At 73.3% G+C, this 20859-nt stretch carries 16 protein-coding genes, 1 tRNA gene and 2 pseudogenes; 7 read left to right on the top strand and 12 right to left on the bottom strand.

Going from position 1 to position 20859, the window contains the following annotated elements; translation table 11 throughout:
* Positions 1 to 46 precede the first annotated feature (46 nt).
* Positions 47 to 928, top strand: a complete 882-nt coding sequence (locus ACIQCJ_RS15090; protein ID WP_402711584.1) for an SDR family oxidoreductase — start codon at positions 47 to 49, stop codon at positions 926 to 928.
* Positions 929 to 1229: 301 nt separating this feature from the next.
* On the opposite strand, the pseudogene ACIQCJ_RS15085 reads toward ACIQCJ_RS15090, so the two are convergent.
* The 3 genes and pseudogenes from ACIQCJ_RS15085 to ACIQCJ_RS15075 all read right to left on the bottom strand — a co-directional run.
* Positions 1230 to 1689: pseudogene (locus ACIQCJ_RS15085) on the bottom strand (ATP-binding cassette domain-containing protein); the annotation flags it as partial.
* 405 nt (positions 1690 to 2094) lie between these two features.
* Positions 2095 to 2712: pseudogene (locus ACIQCJ_RS15080) on the bottom strand (ATP-binding cassette domain-containing protein); the annotation flags it as partial.
* A gap of 427 nt (positions 2713 to 3139) precedes the next feature.
* Positions 3140 to 5338 carry a DEAD/DEAH box helicase gene (locus ACIQCJ_RS15075; protein ID WP_402711583.1) on the bottom strand — a complete coding sequence of 733 codons (2199 nt, stop codon included), beginning with the start codon at positions 5336 to 5338 and terminating at the stop codon, positions 3140 to 3142.
* A 248-nt stretch (positions 5339 to 5586) separates the two neighbouring features.
* Between ACIQCJ_RS15075 and ACIQCJ_RS15070 the strand changes: the two genes are divergently transcribed.
* Both ACIQCJ_RS15070 and ACIQCJ_RS15065 read left to right on the top strand, forming a co-directional pair.
* Positions 5587 to 5997: a Rid family hydrolase gene (locus ACIQCJ_RS15070; RefSeq protein WP_391051369.1), complete on the top strand. Its 411-nt coding sequence runs from the start codon at positions 5587 to 5589 to the stop codon at positions 5995 to 5997.
* Positions 5998 to 6040: 43 nt separating this feature from the next.
* Complete coding sequence (locus tag ACIQCJ_RS15065; protein ID WP_402711582.1) at positions 6041 to 6832, top strand: aminotransferase class IV; 792 nt, start codon at positions 6041 to 6043, stop codon at positions 6830 to 6832.
* Positions 6833 to 6889: 57 nt separating this feature from the next.
* Here ACIQCJ_RS15065 and ACIQCJ_RS15060 read toward each other — a convergent pair whose 3' ends face one another.
* Complete coding sequence (locus ACIQCJ_RS15060; protein WP_402711581.1) at positions 6890 to 7783, bottom strand: carbohydrate kinase family protein; 894 nt, start codon at positions 7781 to 7783, stop codon at positions 6890 to 6892.
* A gap of 155 nt (positions 7784 to 7938) precedes the next feature.
* The gene (locus tag ACIQCJ_RS15055; protein ID WP_355339383.1) at positions 7939 to 8895 is read right to left on the bottom strand and encodes a pseudouridine-5'-phosphate glycosidase; all 957 of its coding nucleotides are present in this window, start codon (positions 8893 to 8895) and stop codon (positions 7939 to 7941) included.
* A 115-nt stretch (positions 8896 to 9010) separates the two neighbouring features.
* Here ACIQCJ_RS15055 and ACIQCJ_RS15050 point away from each other — a divergent pair.
* Positions 9011 to 9084, top strand: a tRNA-Met gene (locus ACIQCJ_RS15050).
* 81 nt (positions 9085 to 9165) lie between these two features.
* On the opposite strand, the gene ACIQCJ_RS15045 is transcribed toward ACIQCJ_RS15050, so the two are convergent.
* Positions 9166 to 9441, bottom strand: coding sequence for a DUF6343 family protein (locus ACIQCJ_RS15045; RefSeq protein WP_355339386.1), 276 nt, complete (start codon positions 9439 to 9441; stop codon positions 9166 to 9168).
* Between the two features lie 116 nt (positions 9442 to 9557).
* Here ACIQCJ_RS15045 and ACIQCJ_RS15040 point away from each other — a divergent pair, with 116 nt between their 5' ends.
* Entirely contained in the window at positions 9558 to 10493 is a 936-nt protein-coding gene (locus ACIQCJ_RS15040; RefSeq protein WP_402711580.1) for a GNAT family N-acetyltransferase, read from the top strand.
* Complete coding sequence (locus tag ACIQCJ_RS15035; RefSeq protein ID WP_391051378.1) at positions 10471 to 11064, top strand: DUF1349 domain-containing protein; 594 nt, start codon at positions 10471 to 10473, stop codon at positions 11062 to 11064. Before ACIQCJ_RS15040 ends, ACIQCJ_RS15035 begins: the two co-directional genes overlap by 23 nt.
* A gap of 42 nt (positions 11065 to 11106) precedes the next feature.
* Here the strand turns inward: ACIQCJ_RS15035 and ACIQCJ_RS15030 are convergent, their stop codons facing one another.
* The 6 genes from ACIQCJ_RS15030 to ACIQCJ_RS15005 all read right to left on the bottom strand — a co-directional run bounded on the left by ACIQCJ_RS15030 (position 11107) and on the right by ACIQCJ_RS15005 (position 18768).
* Complete coding sequence (locus ACIQCJ_RS15030; protein WP_402711579.1) at positions 11107 to 11721, bottom strand: TetR/AcrR family transcriptional regulator; 615 nt, start codon at positions 11719 to 11721, stop codon at positions 11107 to 11109.
* A 125-nt stretch (positions 11722 to 11846) separates the two neighbouring features.
* On the bottom strand, positions 11847 to 13037 hold the full coding sequence (locus ACIQCJ_RS15025; RefSeq protein WP_355339398.1) for an acyl-CoA dehydrogenase family protein: 1191 nt from the start codon (positions 13035 to 13037) through the stop codon (positions 11847 to 11849).
* Positions 13034 to 15031: a biotin carboxylase N-terminal domain-containing protein gene (locus tag ACIQCJ_RS15020; RefSeq protein ID WP_402711578.1), complete on the bottom strand. Its 1998-nt coding sequence runs from the start codon at positions 15029 to 15031 to the stop codon at positions 13034 to 13036. Before ACIQCJ_RS15020 ends, ACIQCJ_RS15025 begins: the two co-directional genes overlap by 4 nt.
* 101 nt (positions 15032 to 15132) lie before the next feature.
* On the bottom strand, positions 15133 to 16722 hold the full coding sequence (locus ACIQCJ_RS15015) for a carboxyl transferase domain-containing protein (RefSeq protein ID WP_391163735.1): 1590 nt from the start codon (positions 16720 to 16722) through the stop codon (positions 15133 to 15135).
* Positions 16719 to 17534 carry a TIGR03084 family metal-binding protein gene (locus tag ACIQCJ_RS15010; RefSeq protein ID WP_402711577.1) on the bottom strand — a complete coding sequence of 272 codons (816 nt, stop codon included), beginning with the start codon at positions 17532 to 17534 and terminating at the stop codon, positions 16719 to 16721. Before ACIQCJ_RS15010 ends, ACIQCJ_RS15015 begins: the two co-directional genes overlap by 4 nt.
* Before the next feature lie 268 nt (positions 17535 to 17802).
* Positions 17803 to 18768: an acyl-ACP desaturase gene (locus tag ACIQCJ_RS15005; protein ID WP_355339410.1), complete on the bottom strand. Its 966-nt coding sequence runs from the start codon at positions 18766 to 18768 to the stop codon at positions 17803 to 17805.
* A 416-nt stretch (positions 18769 to 19184) separates the two neighbouring features.
* Between ACIQCJ_RS15005 and ACIQCJ_RS15000 the strand changes: the two genes are divergently transcribed.
* A complete protein-coding gene (locus ACIQCJ_RS15000) occupies positions 19185 to 20825 on the top strand; it encodes an ATP-binding cassette domain-containing protein (protein WP_391119355.1) in 1641 nt (546 codons plus the stop codon).
* The last annotated feature ends 34 nt before the right edge of the window (positions 20826 to 20859 follow it).

The raw sequence follows: 20859 nt of genomic DNA, 5'->3' as shown, positions 1-20859 counted from the left end.
GTTACGGTGATGGGACAAGAGTCCCGTCACTTGTGGGAGTGTTTCCATGCGCGTCTTCGTCACCGGCGGCACCGGTCTGATCGGCTCCGCCGTCGTCGCCGAACTGCTCGGCAACGGCCACACCGTCCTCGCACTCACCCGTTCCGACGCGTCCGTGCGAGCCGCGGAGGCGGCCGGGGCCGAGGCGATCAGGGGAGATCTCGCCGACCTGGACGCCCTGCGTACCGGCGCCGGGCGCGCCGACGGGGTGGTCCACCTGGCGTTCGCCAACGACTTCAGCAGCGCCGAAGCGGTCGCGAACGCGGTCGCCGAGGAGACCGCCGCCCTCGCGGCCCTCGGCGAGGCGCTGGTCGGCAGCGACCGCCCCTTCGTCACCGCCTCCGGCACGCCCTACGTGCCGGGCCGCGCCTCCGTCGAGAGCGACCCGGTCCCGACCGAGGGACCCGTCGGCGGTCGCGGTCGGGCGGTCACGGCGGTCCTGGACCTGGCCTCGCGCGGGGTCAGGAGTTCGGCCGTGCGCCTGCCGCGTACGGTCCACAACGAGGGCGCGGGCGGCTTCGCCGGTCTGCTGACCCACATCGCGCGCCAGAGCGGCGTCTCCGGCTACCCGGGCGACGGCACCCAGCGCTGGCCCGCCGTGCACGCGCTCGACGCGGCGGTGCTCTTCCGGCTCGCGCTGGAAGGTGCGGAGGCCGGGACCGCCTGGCACGCCGTGGCCGACGAGGGCGATCAGGTCCGGGACATCGCCGCGGTCATCGGCCGCCGGCTGAACCTGCCGGTCGAGTCCGTGCCCGCCCAGACGTACGGCACTCTCGGCCCGATCTTCGCGGCCGACCAGCCCTCGTCCAGCGCCCACACCCGCAAGGTGCTCGGCTGGGAGCCGAAGCACCCCGGTCTCCTGGAGGACCTGGAGAACATCCAGCCCTGAGCGGGCGGCGCCCCGGTCGGCTTCCCGGTCCGAGGTACGTCAAGGCTGTCAGCGACCTCGGCAGCCTCAGGGTTTCCGGGCTCGGGGTTTGCGGGTCTCGTCCCGGTTGGTGCCCGTCCCTACGCCTCGGCCGCTCCGAGCAGTCCCCGGACCTCCTCCGCGGTGGTCTCCTGGAGCTCGTCCGTGACGAGGAGCCAGCGCGTCACGCCGATCGACTCCAGGAACGGCAGATCGTGGCTGGCGACGAGCAGGGCGCCCTCGAAGGAGTCCAGGGCGCCGGTGAGTTGACGCAGGCTGGCCAGGTCGAGGTTGTTGGTGGGCTCGTCCAGCATGAGGAGTTGGGGCGCGGGAGCGGCGAGCATCGTCGCGGCGAGCGCGGCGCGGAAGCGTTCGCCGCCGGAGAGGGTGCCCGCGCGCTGCTCGGCCCGCGCGCCCTTGAAGAGGAACCGCGCGAGCTGGGAACGGATGTGGTTGTCGGTGACGCCGGGCGCCCGCCGGGCCACATTCGCCGCGACGCTCAACTCCTCGTCCAGCACGTCGAGTCGCTGCGGCAGGAACCGCAGCGGTACGTGTCCGACCGCCTCGCCGGACAGCGGCGCCAGCTCACCGGCGAGGGTGCGCAGCAGCGTGGTCTTCCCCGCCCCGTTGCGTCCGACCAGCGCGACGCGCTCGGGGCCGCGTAGCTCGAAGGTGCCGTCGAGCAGCCGGCCGTACCGGGGGCGCAGTGCGCGCAGGCTCAGGACCGTACGGCCGGCGGGCACGGCGGTGTGGGGGAGGTCGACCCGGATCTCGGCGTCGTCACGGACCGCGTCCGCGGCCTCCTCGCGCCGCTCGCGCGCCTCGTCGAGCCGGTCCTCGTGCACGCCGCGGAGCCTGCCCGCCGACTCCTGCGCCGACCGCTTCTTCTCGCCCGCGACGATCCGCGGCGCCCGCCGCTGCGCGTCCAGCTTCTTGTCCTGCTTCTGGCGCCTGGCCACCTTGATCTGCGCCTCCTCCAACTCCCGCTTCTGCCGCCGCACATCGGCCTCCGCGGCCCGCAACGTCCGTCCGGCTGCCTCCTGTTGCGCGGCCAGTGCCTCCTGGTACGCCGACCAGCCGCCGCCGTACCAGTTCACGGAACCCGTCCGCAGTTCGGCGATCCGGTCCACGCGCTCCAGCAGTTCACGGTCGTGGCTGACCACGACCAGCACGCCGGAGCGCCAGGAGTCGACGGCCTCGTAGAGCCGCCGCCTGGCCACCAGGTCCAGATTGTTGGTGGGCTCGTCGAGCAGCAGCACATCGGGGCGCTCCAGCAGGAGCGCGGCCAGCCGCAGCAGTACGGTCTCGCCGCCGGACATCTCGCCGACGGCCCGGTCGAGGCCGATGCCGCCGAGACCGAGCGTGCCGAGCGTCGCCAGCGCCCGCTCCTCGACGTCCCAGTCGTCGCCGACCGTCTCGAAGTGCTCCTCGTCCACGTCACCGGCCTCGATCGCGCGCAGGGCGGCCCGCCGCTCGGCGATGCCGAGCGCCTGGTCGACGCGGAGGCCGGTGTCGAGTGTGATGTTCTGCGGCAGGCAGGTGAGGGTGCCGCCGACGCTCACCGAGCCCCGCGCGGGGCGCAGTTCGCCGGAGAGCAGCCGCAGCAGCGTGGACTTGCCGGTGCCGTTGGCGCCGACGAGCCCGGTCCGGCCGCGGCCGATGGTCAGGGACAGGCCGTCGAACACGGGCGTGCCGTCCGGCCACTGGAAGGACAGCCCCGAGCAGGTCAGGGACGCGCCGGGCGGGGTGGCGGTGGGATGGGCCATGGTGGGTCTCGCAGTCGAAAGCGCGGTGGACGGGGGGCTTCGTATGCGAGCACCACGCGGCGACCTGGCCGGACAGCGGGAGGGTGCGGGCCTCCGTGAGGTGACGGACGGCCCGGGGCACCGAGGTCGCATCTGCGCGGACGTCACGGCGCGGCGGGAACGCCGACTGCCACGTGACGCGTATACGGCGAAGCGAAGGCCGTACCGCGCGATGATCGCGGACCTCAGATGCGCAACGTCCACCTCTATCGGAGACAACAGGACCTGATCACGGTACCGCAGAGGTCCGGCACGACGAACCCGATTTACGGCCCCCGGCCCCCCGCGCCTCCCGGCCCCCGGCGGGCTCGGCCTCCCGGCGACGCTCGCCCCCCTCGGCCCCCGGCTTCCTCGGGCGCCCTCTACGGCGCCACGCCGCGCGCCCCCGTCACTTGGTGAGGGACAGCCTCATCTGCTCCTCCTCCACGATCCGCCGCGCGAGCGACTGCTCCGAGATGTCGACCGCGTCGGGAGTCGACTCCGCGAGGTCGCTGCGGCGCGCGTAGGCGTCGAAGAGCACCTGCTTGGTGCCGAGGATGTCGAGCATGCGCTGGTCGACGCTGTCGGCGATCAGCAGCCGGTGCACGCGCACGTGGCGGATCTGGCCCATGCGGTGGGCGCGCCCGATGGCCTGGGCCTCCAGGGTCGGCTTGACCTGCGGCTCGCAGAGGATCACCACCGATGCGGCCTGCATGTTCAGCCCGGTGCCGCCCGCCTGGATCTGGCTGAGCAGCACCGCGTGGCCGGGCACCGCCGCGAAGGCGTCGACCATCTCCTGGCGCTCGGTGGCGGCGACCGCGCCGGTCAGCGGGCCGAAGGCGGCCGGGCCGAGCGCGTCGTGCACGGTGGTCAGCACGTCGCGGAAGAAGGAGAAGACGACGACCTTCAGCTCGTTCTCCTCGGCCTCCTTCACCAGTTCGCGCAGCCGCTGGAGCTTCGCCGAACGATGGGGCGCCGCGTAGGCGGCGCGCCGCATCGCCATGAAGTTCCCCTCCGCGACCGCCGTCCGGTAGGCGGCCAGATCCGTACGGCTGAACTCCTCCCACTCGTCGGACTGCGCCAGCTCCGGCAGTTCGGTGAGCACGTCCTGCTGATTGCGGCGCAGATAGGCCGGGGCGACGGCCCTGCGGAACGCCTGCGAGCCCGCGACCGCGTCGCTGTGCCGGATGTGGGGGAGCAGATCGGGCTGGAGGTGGTGCACCAGACTGCGGAATTCCTCGACGCGGTTCTCCATCGGGGTGCCGGTCAGGAACAGCACGCGGTCGGTCCTGGCCGTCCACAGCGCGACGGTCCGCGACCTGCGCGTGTCCGGGTTCTTCACGTAGTGCGCCTCGTCCACGACGAGCATCCCCAGCGGCACCCCCTCGGGCACGTCCAGCGAACTCAGCGCGTCGTACGTGGTGACGGCCACGCCGCCGTCCCGCACCCAGTCCGCCAGCGCCGCTTTCCGGTACGGGCCGTGCAGCCGGTACGCGTCCAGGGCGCTGCGCGACTCGATCTCCCGCGACCAGTTGACCAGCACGCTCGCCGGGCAGACGACGAGGAAGTGCGTACGGCCCTCCGCCCGCAGGTGGGCCAGGGCCGCGATGGCCTGGATGGTCTTGCCCAGGCCCATCTCGTCGCCGATGATCACCCGCCGCTGGGCCAGCGCGAAGCGCGCGCCGAACGCCTGGTAGCCGCGCAGCGACACCCGGCGGTGCGTGTCGTCAAGACGCTGTCCGCGCACCCGCTCGGAGACCGACGACGGCAGGAAGCCTTCCGCCGCGTCGATGTCCGGGGCGAGTTCGGCGATCTCCGCGAGCAGGACGGTGTACTCCGACGGCCTGACCTCGAAGTCCAGCCACGCCTCGGCGGCGGGCGCCGCCGGGCGCAGCAGGTCGGTGCTCGCCTGGGTCAGCAGCAGCCCGGTGCCGTCGGCGGTGTGCTCCGCCAGCAGCTCCTCGATCCGCCGCACGGCGTCCTGCGCGCGCAGCCGCCCGAGCCTGCCCGCCAGCAGCATCCGCAGCCGGGCGCCCGCCGGGCGGGCGGCGGCCAGCAGCGGTGTCAGCTCGGCGTCCACGCGCGCGGCGGTCTCCACGGCCCGCGGAATCTCGGGACCCGCGTTGACCAGCCGGTTGAGCGCCATCACCAGGGCGGTGGTGTCCGGGTCGTCCCGGTCGGCCGGATCGATACGGACGGCCACGTGCTCCTCGGCCGCCGACGCGATCTGGCGCGCCGCCGCTATGGCCTGGTCGGCGCTCTGCGCGCCCACGCCGGGGACCAGCCGCAGCTCGTACGACCGGGCGCCGTAGACCTTGCCGACCGTGTCGTACCCGGCCTGTTCCATGGCGCCGAGGCGCAGCCTGCCCTCGGTGACGTCCTTGAGCCGGGCGACCGGGATGCCGTCCAGCTCGCGGCGGACCCGTACCTCCCGCAGCGGGACCAGCGCGGCCTGCACGTCCGCGCGCACCCGTGTGTGGTCCGCGGTGACCGTACGAGCCGAGGCGACGAGCTTTGCGGCCTGGCCGGACACCTTCCGCGCCTGCTTGCCGACCGGCGCCTGCCGCGCACCCGCCTCTTCCTGTCCGACACCCCCGTCCGCGTCCATGGCTCCCCGTCTCCCGCCGATTCCGATTCCGATGCCGATCCCGATGCGGCCGATGCGCGTGTCACCACGGATGCCGGGCCCGTCCGCTGCGGCACATGATTCCACCCCCCACCGACACCGCGACGGCCCCCGGCCAAATCTCCGGTGGCCGGGCTGCCCGGACTCCCGGACCGCCCGAGCCGCCCGCGCGGTCCGGGAGCCGAAAACGAGTGGGCCCAGGCCCTCGCGCCCCGGCAGACTCACCACCCATGAGCGCCCACATCACCCGCGTCAATCCTCCCGCCCTCCACCAGACCCCCGGCTACCACCACATCACCGTCGTCGAGGCCGGGCGGACCGCCTACCTCGCCGGTCAGTGCCCGCTCGACGCCGAGGGCCGGATCGTCGGCCGCGGCGACTACGCCGCCCAGGCCCGCCAGGTGGCCGCCAACGCCCTGACGGCGCTCGAAGCCGTCGGCGCCGGGCCGGGCGACGTCGTGCGCTCGGTCATCTACGTGGTGAGCGACGACCGCGAGACGCTGTCCACGGTGTGGGACGCGCTGAACGCCTCGCCGCTGGGCGGCGCCTTCGACACCGCGAGCACCCTGCTCGGGGTGGCACAGCTCGGCTTCACCGCGCAGTTGGTCGAGCTGGACCTGACGGCCGCGCTGGCCGGCTGACGGGCCTGTGTGCCGGAAGGGCGGGCGTGCCTAGGGTGAGGTCATGACGCAATCACCGTTCATCGAGATCGACGGCCGGGCCGCGACGGTGGAGGCCATCGCGCCCGCGCTCGGCGGCTACGGCCACTTCACGGCGATGCAGGTACGCGGCGGAAAGGTGCGCGGCCTGGCGTTCCACGTCGAACGCCTCGACGCCGCCACGCGGGAGCTGTTCGGCGCGGGCCTGGACGGCGAGCGCGTTCGGGCGCACGTACGGCACGCGCTGGCCGGGTCGGGGCGCGCGGACGCCTCCGTGCGGGTCAACGTCTTCCAGCCGGTGGAGGGCGCCGACGAGCCGGTCGCCGTCATGGTCGCCGTCCGCCCGCCCGCCGGTGTCGAACCCGGCCTCAAGCGCCTCAAGTCGGTGCCCTACCAGCGCCCGGCCGCCCACCTCAAGCACGTCGGCGGCTTCGGGCAGGCGTACTTCGGCCGCCAGGTGGCCGCCGAGGGGTACGACGAGGCGCTGTTGGCCGGTCCCGGCGGCGAGATCGCCGAGGGCGCCATCACCAACGTCGGCTTCATCGACGGCGACACCGTCGTCTGGCCGGACGCCGCCCCGCATCTGCGCGGCATCACCCTCCAGATCCTGGAGCGTGAACTCGTACGGGCCGGTATCCCGCAGGACCGCCGCCCGCTGCGGCTCACCGACGTGGGGTCGTACGACGGCGCATTCCTGGCCAACTCGCGCGGCACGGCGGTCATTTCGGAGATCGACGGCGTTCCGCTGCCCACGCGGTCCGAACTCCTGGCGCGGGTGGGGGAGTTGTACGAGTCCGCGCCGTGGGACGCCATCTGACGGCGCCGGTCGGGCGGTCCGCGACGTGACGGCGGGGGCGCGGTCCGACGGCCGCCATTACGTCTCCGGCCGCCCGCCGACCACGGTCACCGCCTCCGCTCCGGTGCGGCAGCCCGCCGCGAGCGACGCGGCGAGGTCCGCGCCCGCGAGACGGGCGGCCAACAGGCCGCCGGTGAAGGCGTCTCCGGCGCCCGTGGTGTCCACCGCGACGGCCGGGACGCAGGGCACCCGTACCGTCACCTCGCCGTCCACGGCGGCCAGCGCGCCGCCCGCGCCGAGGGTGACCACGACCGTGCCGCCGCCGCGCGCCGCGCTCAACTCGGCCGCCGCGCGGGCCGGTTCGGGCACACCGGACAGCAGCGCCGCCTCCGCGTCGTTGGGCAGCAGCAGATCCGTACCTGCCACGTCGGCCAGGAAACGGGCCACGCCCGCCTCGCGCAGGAAACCGGCGGAGGCCGGATCGACGCTCACCGGCAGCGACCGGGCGCGCGCCGCCTCGGTGACCACGGCCGCCAACTCGCGTCCCCACTCGGAGAAGTAGAGATAGCCGGAGAGGTGGACGTGCCCCATGCCGTCCAGCAGCGCGTCGTCCCAGTCGGCGGGGCCGAGCCGGAAGGCGGCGCCGCTGTCGGTGACCAGGGTCCGTTCGGCCGCCGCGTCGACCAGGGCGATCACCACGGCCGTCGGCGCCTCGTCGTCGACCCGCAGTACCGGCTCCACGCCCGCGGCCTCCAGCGCGGCGCGGTGCCAGTCGGCGGAGTCGGCGCCCGCGCGGGCCAGCAGCCGCACCCGCGCGCCCCGACCGGCCGCCCAGCAGGCCACGTTGGCCCCCGCGCCGCCCGGCCGCACCGCGATCCGGGCGGCGGTGTCGGTGTCGGCGGCGAGGGGCCGCGCGTGCCGCGCCACCACGTCGGTGACGACGTCGCCGACGACGAGGAGTCCGGGAGGCACCGGCTCCACGGCGGCGGGTCCGGCGCTGTCGGACGGCCTCGCGCCATCTGACCGTCTCGCGCCATCTGACCGTCCCGTGCCGTCCGACCGTCTCGTGTCGTCCGCCGGTCCCGTGCCGTCGCCCGTCCCGTCGCCCGGTCCGGCGCTGTCGTCGGTCATGCGCGCTGCGACCAGCGCACCGCGATCCCGGCCGCGAGCCGGACATTGCCGCGTACGGCCGCGAGGTTGGACTCCAGGGACGCGCCGCCGGTGTGCTCGGTGAGGTAGCCCAGCAGGAACGGCGTGATCGCCTGTCCCGTGACACCCCCGGCCTCGGCGGCGGCGAGCGCGTCCGCCAGCACCCGGTCGTGCAGCTCCGGGTCGAGCTGAAGCTCCCGCGGCACCGGATTGGCGACGATCAGCGCCGAGTCGTGCCCGCCCAGCGCGTCCTGCGCGGCCATCACGTCCGCGACCTGCCGCGCGGACTCGACCGTCCAGTCCACGGGCTCACCGGAGTCGCTGAGGTAGAAACCGGGGAAGCGGTCGGTGCCGAAGCCGAGTACGCCGATGCCCAGGGTCTCCAGCCGCTGGAGCGTGGCGGGCACGTCCAGGATCGACTTCACGCCCGCGCACACCACCGTGATCCGCGTCCTGGCCAGCAGCCCCAGGTCGGCCGACTCGTCCTGCACGGTCACCCAGTCGCGGTGCACCCCGCCGAGGCCGCCCGTACCGAACACCCGGATTCCGGCCCGCGCGGCCAGGAACGCCGTCCCCGACACGGTCGTCGCCCCGCTCGCACCCGCCGCCAGCGCGGGCGCCAGGTCCCGGAACCCCAGCTTGCGCAGCGACGCGTCCTCGGCGACCCGCTCCACCTGCTCCTTGGTGAGCCCCACCCGTGGCACCCCGTCGAGTACCGCCACGGTCGCGGGCACCGCGCCCTGCTCCCGGACGATCTCCTCCAGCTCGCGTGCCACCCGCAAATTGCGCGGCCGTGGCAGGCCGTGCGCGATGATCGTCGACTCCAGCGCCACCACGGGCGCGCCGCTCGCGACGGCGTCCCGCACCTCGTCGGAGAGGGTGACGGCCGGGATTGCGTTCGCTGCCGTGTTCGGTCCTGATCCAGATGTGCTCATGATCCCTACCTGGCGCGGCGGCGCCCCCGCCAAACCTCCCGGCGCCCTGTGCGCGCGGCGGCCATCGCATCGATTTGGTGTGAGCGCCGGCACCCCGTAGGGTGGTGTTCATCGACGCGGGGTGGAGCAGCTCGGTAGCTCGCTGGGCTCATAACCCAGAGGTCGCAGGTTCAAATCCTGTCCCCGCTACTGAAGAGGAAGGGTCCGGCACTCAGGTGCCGGGCCCTTTCGCTTGTCCCGGGCGCGCACCCGCGGTCGCCGGACCGGTCCTCAGTGCTTTCCCGCGTGCGGCGCCGCCGGGCGGTACGGCGGGGTCGTGCGGCTCGGCTGGTAGCGCGAGCCCTGCCGCATGCGGCGGACGACCAGGACGGCGTCGATCGCGGCCAGCAGCGCGACGGCGGCCAGTACCGCGGCCCAGACCGGCAGACCGGCGAGCGCGAAGCCCACGGCCGCCGCGGTGCCCCAGACCACACCGCACAGCGCGAGCCCTAGCCGCAGCCGCAGCGGGCTGCGCGCCTGGACGGGTTCGTATCCGCTTCTGCGCATCCGTGCCATCTCCCTCACCTCCAGCATCCACCTCGGACGGGCCCGGCGGGAGCCTCTGCCCAGGTGGGCCGGAAATTCGGGGGCGGTACGCGGCGGCGCCGCGTAGGGTGCGGGCCGTGAAGGTGATCATCAGACAGTACGGCCCGGCGGACGCCGAAGCCGTCGCCGCCGTGGGCCGCGAGACCGTCCCGTACATGGTGACGACCGCGCGGACCGTGCACGCGCAGGTCACCGACGCACCCGAGAAAACACGCTTCCTGCTGCTCGTCGCGGAGACCGGCGACGGCCGGATCGTCGGCAGTGCGAGAGCCGGGCTCTTCGCGGACAACGACACCCCCGGAACGGCCTTCGTCAATCTGAACGTGCGCGCGGGGGAGCGCGGCCGGGGCATCGGCAGCGCCCTGCTGGCCGCCGCCGAGTCCCATGTCGCCGGCCTCGGGGCGAGCACCGTCTACGCGTGGGCGATCGACGAGCCCTCGGCGCACGCCTTCGCCGCCCGGCACGGCTACCGGCGCGGCCGGTCCGCGAGCTTCCTCCGCCTCGACCTCACCCCCGGCGCCCCGCTGCCCGGCGTGCCCCCGCTGCCGCCCGGCGTGCTGCTGCGCCCCGCGTCGGACTACGCCGCCGACCCGCGCCCGGTGTACGAGGCCGACGCCGAGACCATCGAGGACGAGCCGGGCGATGTCGCCACCGGCGTCCCCGGCTACGCGGACTGGCGCGCCACCTCCTGGGACCGGTCCGACTACGACCATGACCTGACGACGGTCGCCGTCGTGGACGGTGTGGTCGCCGCGGTCGTCAACGTCCAGACCGACGGCCACGACCGCTACTGGTCGGGGGGCACCGGCACCCGCCGGGCCTTCCGGGGCCGCGGACTGGCCAAGGCCGCCAAGGCCCACTCCCTGCACCGAGCCCGCGCCGCGGGCTACACCGAGGCGTTCACCAGCAACGACGACGGCAACGCCGCGATGCTGGCCGTCAACCGGTGGCTCGGCTATCGACCCTGTGGCAACGAATGGCGGTACTTCCGTGACCTCTCCGATCGACCATGACATCCCCTGGTCCGACGCGACCTGGCTCAACCCGCCCGCCGAGGCCGTCGCCGACAGCACCGGTCTGCACGTCACCGCCAACGAGGGCAGCGACTTCTGGCGCACCACCAGCTACGGCTTCGTCCGCGACGACGGCCATGCGCTGCTCACCCCCTTCCCGTCCGGCACCGCCATCGAGGTCACCTTCGTCGCCGACTTCACCGAGCTGTACGACCAGGCCGGTGTCCTGGTGCGCGTCGACGCCGAGTCCTGGATCAAGGCGGGCGTCGAGATCTCCGACGGTTCGCCCCAGGTCGGCGCCGTCGTCACCCACGGCACCTCCGACTGGTCCCTCGCCCCGGTCCCGGACTGGGCGGGCCAGGAGGTGACCGTCCGGGTCAGCCGCTCGGGCGACGCCGTGACCGTCCGCGCCCGCCGCGCCGACGACCCCTGGCGCACCATCCGCCTGGCCTGGCTCGACCCCGCCGCCGACGCCCGCGCGGGCCTGTTCTGCTGCGCACCCCAACGCCCCGGCCTGCGCGTCCACTTCACCCGCCTCTCCTCCGGACCCGCCGACGCCTCCCTGCACTGATCCCGCCCTCACCCGCAGGCCGAGCGCCGACTCCGGCCGCCGCTAGGGCTGTTCGCGCAGGACCGTGTCGAGGACGCGGGACCACTGGCGGACGATTCCCGCGCGGCGGGCGGAGTCGTCGCTGAGGAGGTTGGCGAGGCCGAGGCCGCGGGCCATGTCGAGGGTGGCCTGGACGGTCTCCCTGACGCCGGGCAGGGATTCGTCGGCGCCGAGGAATTCGACCGCCAGGCGGTGGGCCTCGCGGCCGATCCGGGACTCCAGCGCGGCGACGCCGGGGCGGAGCTGTTCCTCGTCGGAGGCGGCCACCCACAGGTGCAGAGCGGCCCGGAACAGCGGGCCGGTGTGGACCGCGACGAGCATGTCGACGACGGCGTAGGTGCGGTCGTGGCCCGCGCGGGGGAGGGCCAGGGCGCGCTCTCTGACGGCGGCGACCCACTCCTCGGCCATGTGCGCGATGGCCGCGGTGAACAGCTCCTCGCGGGTGCGGAAGTGGTGCTGGGCCGCCCCTCTGGAGACACCGGCGCGGGCGCACACCACGGCGACGGTGCTGCCCGACCAGCCGTGCTCGGCGAGGCACGAGACGGCGGCCTCCAGTATCCGCCGACGGGTGGCGCGGCTGCGGTCCTGTTTGGGGGAGCGGTCGGTCACCAGGTCCATGACGGGTCCGGCCGTTCGGTGCGGGCGGCGGCGCCCTCCGTGGTCCGCGCGACCGCGCGGAAGGGCGCTGCGGCGCGGGTGCGTAGTGGTGCGGTGGTCACGGGCGCCTCCTCGGCGGTGTGTCGTCAGTAGGACTTCGGCAGTCCCAGTGTGTGGTGCGAGACGAAGTTGAGGATCATCTCCCGGCTGACCGGGGCTATCCGGCCGACACGGGACGCGGTCAGCAGCGAGGCGAGACCGTACTCGGCGGTGAGGCCGTTGCCGCCGAGGGTGTGCACGGCCTGGTCGACGGCCTTGGCGCCGGCCTCGGCCGCCGCGTACTTCGCCATGTTCGCGGCCTCGCCCGCGCCCATGTCGTCGCCCGCGTCGTAGAGGTAGGCGGCCTTCTGCATCATCAACCGGGCCAGTTCCAGCTCGATGTGGGCCTGGGCGAGCGGGTGCGCTATCGCCTGGTGGGAGCCGATGGGAGCCTGCCACACCTGCCGGGACTTGGCGTACTCGACCGCCTTGTCCAGGGCGTAGCGGCCCATCCCGATGGAGAAGGCGGCGGTCATGATCCGCTCCGGGTTGAGCCCCGCGAAGAGCTGGAGCAGGCCGGCGTCCTCGTCGCCGACGAGCGCTTCCGCAGGTAGCGCGACATCGTCGAGGAAGAGCTGGAACTGCTTCTCGGGTGCGGCCAACTCCATCTCGATCTGCCGGAATTCGAAGCCCGGTGTCTCCCGGTCCACGATGAACAGGCAGGGCTTGAGCTTGCCGGTGCGGGCGTCCTCGGTGCGGCCGACGATCAGTGTGGCGTCGGCGATGTCGACACCGGATATGAAGACCTTCCGGCCGGTCAGCCGCCACCCGCCGGTGTCGGGGTCGCGCCGCGCGGTGGTGGTGATGCGGTGCGAGTTGGACCCGGCGTCCGGTTCGGTGATGCCGAAGGCCATCCGCAGCGAGCCGTCGGCGATCCCCGGCAGCCAGCGCCGCTTCTGCTCGTCGGTGCCGAAGCGGGCGATGACCGTGCCGCAGATCGCGGGGGAGACGACGAGCAGCAGCAGCGGGCAGCCAGCCGCCCCCAACTCCTCCAGCACGATGGACAGTTCCGCCAGACCGCCGCCCCCGCCGCCGTACTCCTCAGGCAGGTTGACCCCGAGGTATCCGAGGCCGCCCGCCTCCTGCCACAACTCGTCGGTGTGCTTGCCCGCACGTACGGTGGCCGAGAAATATTCACGACCGTAGCGGCGGGCGAGGTCCCCGACGGCCTTGCGCAGGGCGCGCCGCTCGTCGCTTTCCAGCAAGGCGCTGTCGAAGGTTCCCTGAACGGTGCTCATGGCGTGGTTTCCTCCTTGACGACGGCGAGTACGGCGCCGACGTCGACCTGTCGGCCGACCTCGGCGGTGAGCTCCGTGAGTGTCCCGGTGGCGGGAGCGGCGATCACGTGTTCCATCTTCATCGCTTCGAGCCAGAGCAGCGGGCGGCCTTTTTCGACCCGGTCGCCCGGTGAGAATTCACCTATCCGGATGACCGTGCCGGGCATCGGCGCAAGCAGCGAGCCCTGCGGCGTCAGATCCTCCGGGGCGGTGAAGCGGGGCAGAGCGGTCAAAGCGCATGACACGAACGAGGAATCGACGAACACCCGTTCGGCGTAGGCGGCGACGTCGAACACCCGCCGCACACCGTCGATGTCGAGGACGACACGCCGGGCCGACGCCGACACCAGCCGGACACCGTCGGCACCGGTCGCCTCCAGGCCGGCGCGGCCGAGCCGGTAACCGACCTCGTACTCCCGGCCGTCTGGCTCGCTGCGGAAGCGTTTCACCTGCGGCTGCGACGGAACGTTCCGCCACCCGCCGAGCCGGACCGGCACCGGCCCGCGCGCCGACGTACGCCCGGCCGCGTCGGCGAGCGCGGCGGCCAGCGCCGCGAACCGCACGGGACCGCCGTCCCCGTCGACCGGCCCCGGCGCGTCCGTGGTCGCCCCCGACGCCCCGATGAGCGCGTCCAGGCGGCGCTCCAGGAAGCCGGTGTCCAGCCGCGCGGCGGCGAAGTCCGGGTGCCGCAGCACCCGTACGAGCAGGTCGCGGTTGGTGACGGGGCCGTGCAGCCGGGCCCGCTCCAGCGCGTACGCGAGACGGCGTACGGCCTCGGCGCGGGTCGGCGCCCAGGCGATCACCTTGGCGAGCATCGGGTCGTAGTGGACGCCGATCGTCTCGCCGCCGCTCACCCCCGCGTCCAGCCGCAACCCCGCGTCGAGCCCCGGCGTCACGGTGAATTCGGCGTCCACGCCCGGCAGTTCGAGCAGATGCAGCGCGCCCGGCTGCGGCTGCCAGCCGCGGGCCGGGTCCTCCGCGTAGAGCCTGGCCTCCACCGCGTGGCCGTGCGGCCGCGGGGGCGAGGGCGGCAGCGCGGCCCCCTCGGCGACACGGATCTGGAGCGCCACGAGGTCGAGCCCGGTGACGCACTCGGTGACCGGATGCTCCACCTGGAGACGGGTGTTCATCTCCAGGAAGTACGGACGCCCGTCCCGCGCGACCAGGAACTCCACGGTGCCCGCGCCCGTGTAGCCGATCGAGCGCGCCGCGCGGGCGGCGGACTCGTGCAGCGTACGGCGCACCTCGTCGCCCAGACCCGGAGCCGGGGTCTCCTCGATCACCTTCTGGTGCCGCCGCTGGAGCGAACAGTCGCGCTCGCCCAGCACCCACACCGTGCCGTGCGCGTCGGCCAGCACCTGCACCTCGACGTGCCTGGCGCCCTCCGCATACGGCTCGACGAACACCTCGCCGTCACCGAAGGCGGCTGCGGCCTCCGACCTCGCGGCGGCCAACTCGCTCTCCAGCGCGTCCAGTTCGCGTACGACCCGCATGCCGCGACCGCCGCCGCCCGCGGACGCCTTCACCAGCAGCGGCAGGTCCGCGGCCGTGACCCGCGCCGGATCGAGCGCGGAGAACAGCGGTACGCCCGCCGCGGCCATCAACTCCTTGGCCCGCGTCTTGGACCCCATCGCCTCGACCGCGTCCGGCGGCGGACCGATCCACACCAGCCCCGCCGCCTCCACCGCACGGGCGAACTCCGCGTTCTCCGACAGGAATCCATAGCCCGGATGCACGGCGTCCGCGCCCGCCGCGAGCGCCGCCGCGATCAGCAGATCGGCCCGCAGATACGTGTCGGCGGGCGCGTTCCCCGGCAGCCGTACCGCCGCGTCGGCCTCCGCGACGTGTGCCGCGTCCGCGTCGGCGTCCGCGTACACCGCCACCGTGGCGATGCCGAGCGTGCGGCAGGTACGGAAGACACGGCGCGCGATCTCGCCCCGGTTGGCCACCAGCACGGAGTCGATGTCCTTGTGGCGCGCCGAAGGTGACTGCCCGTCAGGGGTAAAGTCTCCGCTCGGCGAAGCGCTGCTCGAATCGGTCATCGGAAAGGGACCCCTCACATCCGGAAGACGCCGAAGCCGCCCCTGGCGCCCTCGATCGGCGCGCCATGGACGGCGGAAAGGCACAGGCCGAGCACCGTACGGGTGTCGCGCGGGTCGATCACGCCGTCGTCGTAGAGCCGTCCCGACAGGAACATCGGCAGCGACTCGGCCTCGATCTGCTGCTCCACCATCGCCCGCAGCGCGGCGTCGCCCTCCTCGTCGTAGGGACGGCCCTTCGCCGCCGCCGACTGCCGGGCCACGATGGACAGCACCCCGGCGAGCTGCGCAGGACCCATCACCGCGGACTTGGCGCTCGGCCACGCGAAGAGGAACCGCGGATCGAAGGCCCGGCCGCACATGCCGTAGTGCCCGGCGCCGTAACTCGCCCCGATCAGCACCGAGATGTGCGGGACGCGCGAGTTGGCGACCGCGTTGATCATCATCGCGCCGTGCTTGATGATGCCGCCCTGCTCGTACTCGCGGCCCACCATGTAGCCGGTGGTGTTGTGCAGGAAGAGCAGCGGAATGTCGCGCTGGTTGGCGAGTTGGATGAACTGCGCCGCCTTCTGCGACTCCTCGCTGAACAGCACGCCCCGCGCGTTGGCGAGGATTCCGACCGGATAGCCGTGCACCTCCGCCCAGCCGGTGGCCAGGCTCGGCCCGTAGAGCGGCTTGAACTCGTCGAAGGCCGAGGCGTCCGTGATCCGCGCGATGACCTCGCGGGGGTCGAAGGGGGTGCGCAGATCGCCGGGCACGATGCCCAGCAGCTCCTCCTCGTCGTACGCGGGGGGCAGCGGGTCGGGACGCGGATCGGGCCCGGATTTACGCCAGTTGAGGCGGGCGACGACGCGCCGGGCGGTACGCAGCGCGTCCGGCTCGTCCAGTGCGAAGTAGTCGGCCAGGCCGGAGCGCCGGGCGTGCATGTCGGCGCCGCCGAGCGATTCGTCGTCGCTCTCCTCGCCGGTCGCCATCTTCACCAGGGGCGGCCCGCCGAGGAAGACCTTGGACCGCTCCTTGACCATGATGACGTGGTCGGACATGCCGGGGATGTACGCGCCGCCCGCCGTCGAATTGCCGAACACCACGGCCACCGTGGGGATTCCGGCCGCCGACAGCCGCGTCAGGTCGCGGAAGAGGGCGCCGCCGGGAATGAAGATCTCCTTCTGGCTGGGCAGGTCCGCGCCGCCCGACTCCACCAGGCTGATCACCGGCAGGCGGTTGGCGAAGGCGATCTCGTTCGCCCGGAGCGCCTTCTTCAGCGTCCACGGGTTGCTGGCGCCGCCGCGCACCGTCGGGTCGTTGGCCGTGATCAGGCACTCCACGCCCTCGACCACGCCGATGCCGGTCACGAGGGAGGCGCCCACCGCGAAGTCGCTGCCCCAGCCGGCCAGCGGGGACAGTTCGAGGAACGGTGTGTCCGGGTCGAGCAGCAGTTCGATCCGCTCCCGTGCCAGCAGCTTGCCGCGATTCCGGTGCCGCTCCTGGTACTTCTCGCCGCCACCGGCCAGCGCGGCGGCGTGCCCCGCCTCGACCTCGGCCAGCCGTTCCAGCATCGCGGCCCGCCGCTCGGCGAAGTCCGCTCCGCGTATGTCGACCTGCGTCATGACGTGCTCCCCTCCGCGCCGCCGCGCGGCGGCCGTCCCTTGCCTGGCGGGCCCGCGAATGCCTGCACGATCGACAACCACGCGTCCGCGTCCGGGCCTTGGGCCCGTACCGCCACGTCGTCGCGGTGCCTGCGCCGCACCGCCAGCAGGCAGAAGTCCAGTGCGGTGCCGGTCACGCGCTGCTCGGCCTCGTCCGGGCCGAAGGTCCACAAGGTGCCGTCGGGCGCCGTCAGTTCGAGGCGGAATTCCGTGCCGGGCGGGGTGCGGCCGTGCACCGCGAAGGCGAAGTCCCGTGCCCTGAAGGCGATTCGGGCGACGTGCCACAGGCGGTGGGTCGGTGGGCGTTCGACGCCGAGCGCGTCGGCGATGTCCTCGCCGTGGGCCCATGTCTCCATCAGGCGGCCCGTCGCCATCGACGCCGTGCTCATCGGCGGCCCGTACCAGGGGAAGCGGCTGCCCGGCGGTTCGCCGGTCAGGGTCGCCCAGAGCCGGGCTCTGCCCGACCGCCACCTCTCCAGCAGCTCCGGCGGCGGCAGCATCGCGCCCTCCCGGGCGCCGTCCTCCACGTACGCGTCCAGCCGCGCCGCCGCGTCGCCGACCTCGCGGGCGAACGCCTCCGCGTCCTTGACCGCCAGCAGCGCCTGGGCGTCCGTCCAGGCCAGATGCGCGATCTGATGCGCAACGGTCCAGCCTTCGGCCGGTGTCGGCCTCGCCCACTGCTCGGGCTCGAGCCCGGCCACCACGTCGTCGAGCGCGTCGCTCTCCGCTCTCAGATCGGCCAGGACGGTACGGACGGACTGCGGATCGGCCATGGCCACGAGGGTGGCAGGCGGGGCCCGCAACAATCAAGCATGCGTGCATGATTGTTTCCCGCCCCCACCAGGTCGGTGTCCCTGCGACAGCCGGTGCCCCGCTGGGGCCGGTTTTCAGGCCGCGCCGCCGTCGTGGCTGGTCGCGCCGTTCCCCGCGCCCCTGAAAAGACCGGGCGTGCCGACCTCGGTGAGACAACCGCGTGGGGCCGCGCCCCCAGAGCGCCCACCTTCGGGAGGTGGACGTCTTAGGGGCGCGGCCCGAAGGGGATTAGGCGCGGGCGGCGCGGCGGGCGAGAAGGGCTTCGCGGCGCTCGTCGAAGCGGGTGGCCTGTTCGTTGAGGCCGCCCATGAAGAGGCCGAGCTCCTGCTGGGCCTGGAGGCCCTCGGGGCCGAGACCGGAGATCTCGAGGACCTTGAGGTGGCGCAGGACGGGCTGGAGGACGTCGTCGTGGTGGATGCGGAGGTTGTAGATGCCGCCGATGGCCATGCGGGCGGCGGCCCGCTCGAAGCCGGGCATGCCGTGTCCCGGCATGCGGAATTCGACGACGACGTCACGGATGGCCCGCATGGCGAGGTCGGGGGCGAGTTCGAGGGCGGCGGCCAGGAGATTCCGGTAGAAGACCATGTGCAGGTTCTCGTCGGTGGCGATCCTGGCGAGCATCCGGTCGCACACGGGGTCACCCGACTGGTGTCCGGTGTTGCGGTGCGAGACGCGGGTGGCCAGCTCCTGGAAGGCGACGTACGCCACGGAGTGGACCATGCTGTGCCGGTGGTCGTGCTCGAAGCCCTCCGACATGTGCTGCATGCGGAACCGTTCCAGCTCGACCGGGTCGACGGCGCGGCTGGTCAGCAGGTAGTCGCGCATGACGATCGCGTGCCGGCCCTCCTCGGCGGTCCAGCGGTGCACCCAGGTGCCCCAGGCGCCGTCACGGCCGAAGAGTGTCGCGATCTCGTGGTGGTAGCTGGGAAGATTGTCCTCGGTGAGCAGATTGACCACGAGGGAGATCCGGCCGACGTCCGTGACCTTGGACTGCTCGGGGGCCCAGGCTTCGCCCCCCATTATTCCGTCGAAGTTGCGGCCGTCGCTCCACGGCACGTACTCGTGGGGCATCCACTCCTTGGCCACGCCGAGGTGCCGGTTGAGCTCCCGCTCGACGACCTCCTCCAGCGCGTAGAGCAGCGTCGCGTCGCTCCAGACGTCGGGTTGGGCACGGTCGGGCGAGGTCAAGGTCACGGGGGCTCCTGGGGACGGGAGAGGGGACGGACATGGGACGGGGGTGTACGGGACCCGCACGGGCTGTACGGATCGTACGGACGTACGTACGCGACATGCGATCGGTCGGTCGTACGGCGCCGCGGACGGATCCACGGGCACCTACGCACGGCCTGCGGGTGCAGCGGAGATTCGCACCTACGCCTACGTAAGTTACGCAACCGTAGGTTAAGGCGGCGTAAGAAGGCAACCAGCCAATATGGCTGCACCGGCCACCCACCTCGCGTCGAGCCGGACCCGGCGGCACGGCGAGACCCGGCGACAGCCCTTGGCCCGACCGGAGGCACGCCCTCCGCCGACCGGAGGGCAAGCCTCCGCCGCCCGCCGTGAAAGCCCTTCGCCCGCCTCCCGTCGCACCCGATAAACTCCGCCCTCTTATGAGTGCCACTCTCGTCGCCAAGAATCTCGCCGCCGGACACGGCGACCGTGTCCTGTTCTCCGGCCTGGACCTGGTCGTCGCCCCCGGCGACGTCATCGGTCTGGTCGGCGCCAACGGCGCGGGCAAGTCCACGCTGCTGCGGCTGCTCGCCGGGCTCGACACGCCCGAGGACGGGACGCTGCGGCTCAGCCCGGCCACCGCCACCGTCGGGCATCTGCCGCAGGAGCCCGAGCGGCTGCCGGGCGGGGAGAGCGTGCGGGAGTTCCTGAGCCGCCGCACCGGGGTCACCGCCGCCCAGGCGGCCCTGGACGCCGCCACCCAGGCGCTGGTGGACGAGGCCCCGGGCGCCGACGACGCGTACGCGACCGGACTCGACCGCTGGCTGGCGCTCGGCGGCGCCGACCTGGACGAACGCGCCGAGGAGGCCGCCGCCTCGCTCGGCCTCGGCGTCGACCTGGACCAGCCGATGTTCTCGCTCTCCGGCGGCCAGGCCGCCCGCGCGGGACTCGCCTCGCTGCTGCTCAGCCGCTACGACGTCTTCCTGCTGGACGAGCCCACCAACGACCTCGACCTCGACGGCCTGGAACGGCTGGAGAAATTCGTCGGCGGCCTGCGCGCCGGTACGGTCCTGGTCAGCCACGACCGCGAATTCCTCACCCGCACCGTCACCCGCGTGGTGGAGCTGGACCTCGCCCAGCAGCAGGTCAGCACCTTCGGCGGCGGCTACACCGCCTATCTGGAGGAACGCGAGACGGCCCGGCGGCACGCCCGCGAGGAGTACGACGAGTACGCCGACACCAAGGCCGGACTCGAAGCGCGGGCGCGGATGCAGCGCGGCTGGATGGACAAGGGCGTCAGGAACGCCATGCGCAAGGCGCCCGACCACGACAAGATCGCCCGCAAGGCGCGCGCCGAGGGCAGCGAGAAGCAGGCCGCCAAGGCCCGGCAGACCGACCGGATGATCGAGCGCCTGGACGTGGTCGAGGAGCCGCGCAAGGAGTGGGAACTGCGGATGGAGATCGCCGCCGCGCCCCGCTCGGGCGCCGTGGTGGCCACCCTGCGCGGCGCCCGCGTGCGCCGCGGCGACTTCGCCTTCGGGCCGGTCGACCTCCAGATCGACTGGGCCGACCGGGTGGCCATCACCGGCGCCAACGGCTCGGGCAAGTCCACCCTGCTCGCCGCGCTGCTCGGCCGCCTCCCGCTGGACGAGGGCCACAGCGCGCTCGGCCCCGGCGTCCTGGTCGGCGAGGTCGACCAGGCCCGCGGCCTCTTCCGCGGGCAGGAACCGCTCCTCGACGCCTTCCGCGCCCCGGCGCCCGACATGGATCCGGCCGAGATCCGTACGCTTCTCGCCAAATTCGGCCTCAAGGCCGCCCATGTGCTGCGCCCCGCCGCGACCCTCTCGCCCGGCGAGCGCACCCGCGCCGCGCTGGCGCTGCTCCAGGCCCGCGGCGTCAATCTCCTGGTCCTCGACGAGCCGACCAACCATCTCGACCTGCCCGCGATCGAACAGCTCGAAGCGGCGCTGGCCGCGTACGAGGGCACGCTGCTGCTGGTCACCCACGACCGGCGGATGCTGGACGCCGTGCACACGACCCGCCGCGTCGAGGTCGCCGACGGCCGCATCACCGAGCGCTGAGCGAACCTTCGAGCGCGCCTAGGCCCCGATTTCC

The organism is Streptomyces sp. NPDC093221 (genome assembly GCF_044753885.1).
In the GTDB taxonomy this organism is placed as follows: Bacteria; Actinomycetota; Actinomycetes; order Streptomycetales; family Streptomycetaceae; genus Actinacidiphila.
The sequence above is the reverse complement of the archived record's forward strand: the minus strand, read 5'-3'. Positions and strand labels throughout refer to the sequence as shown.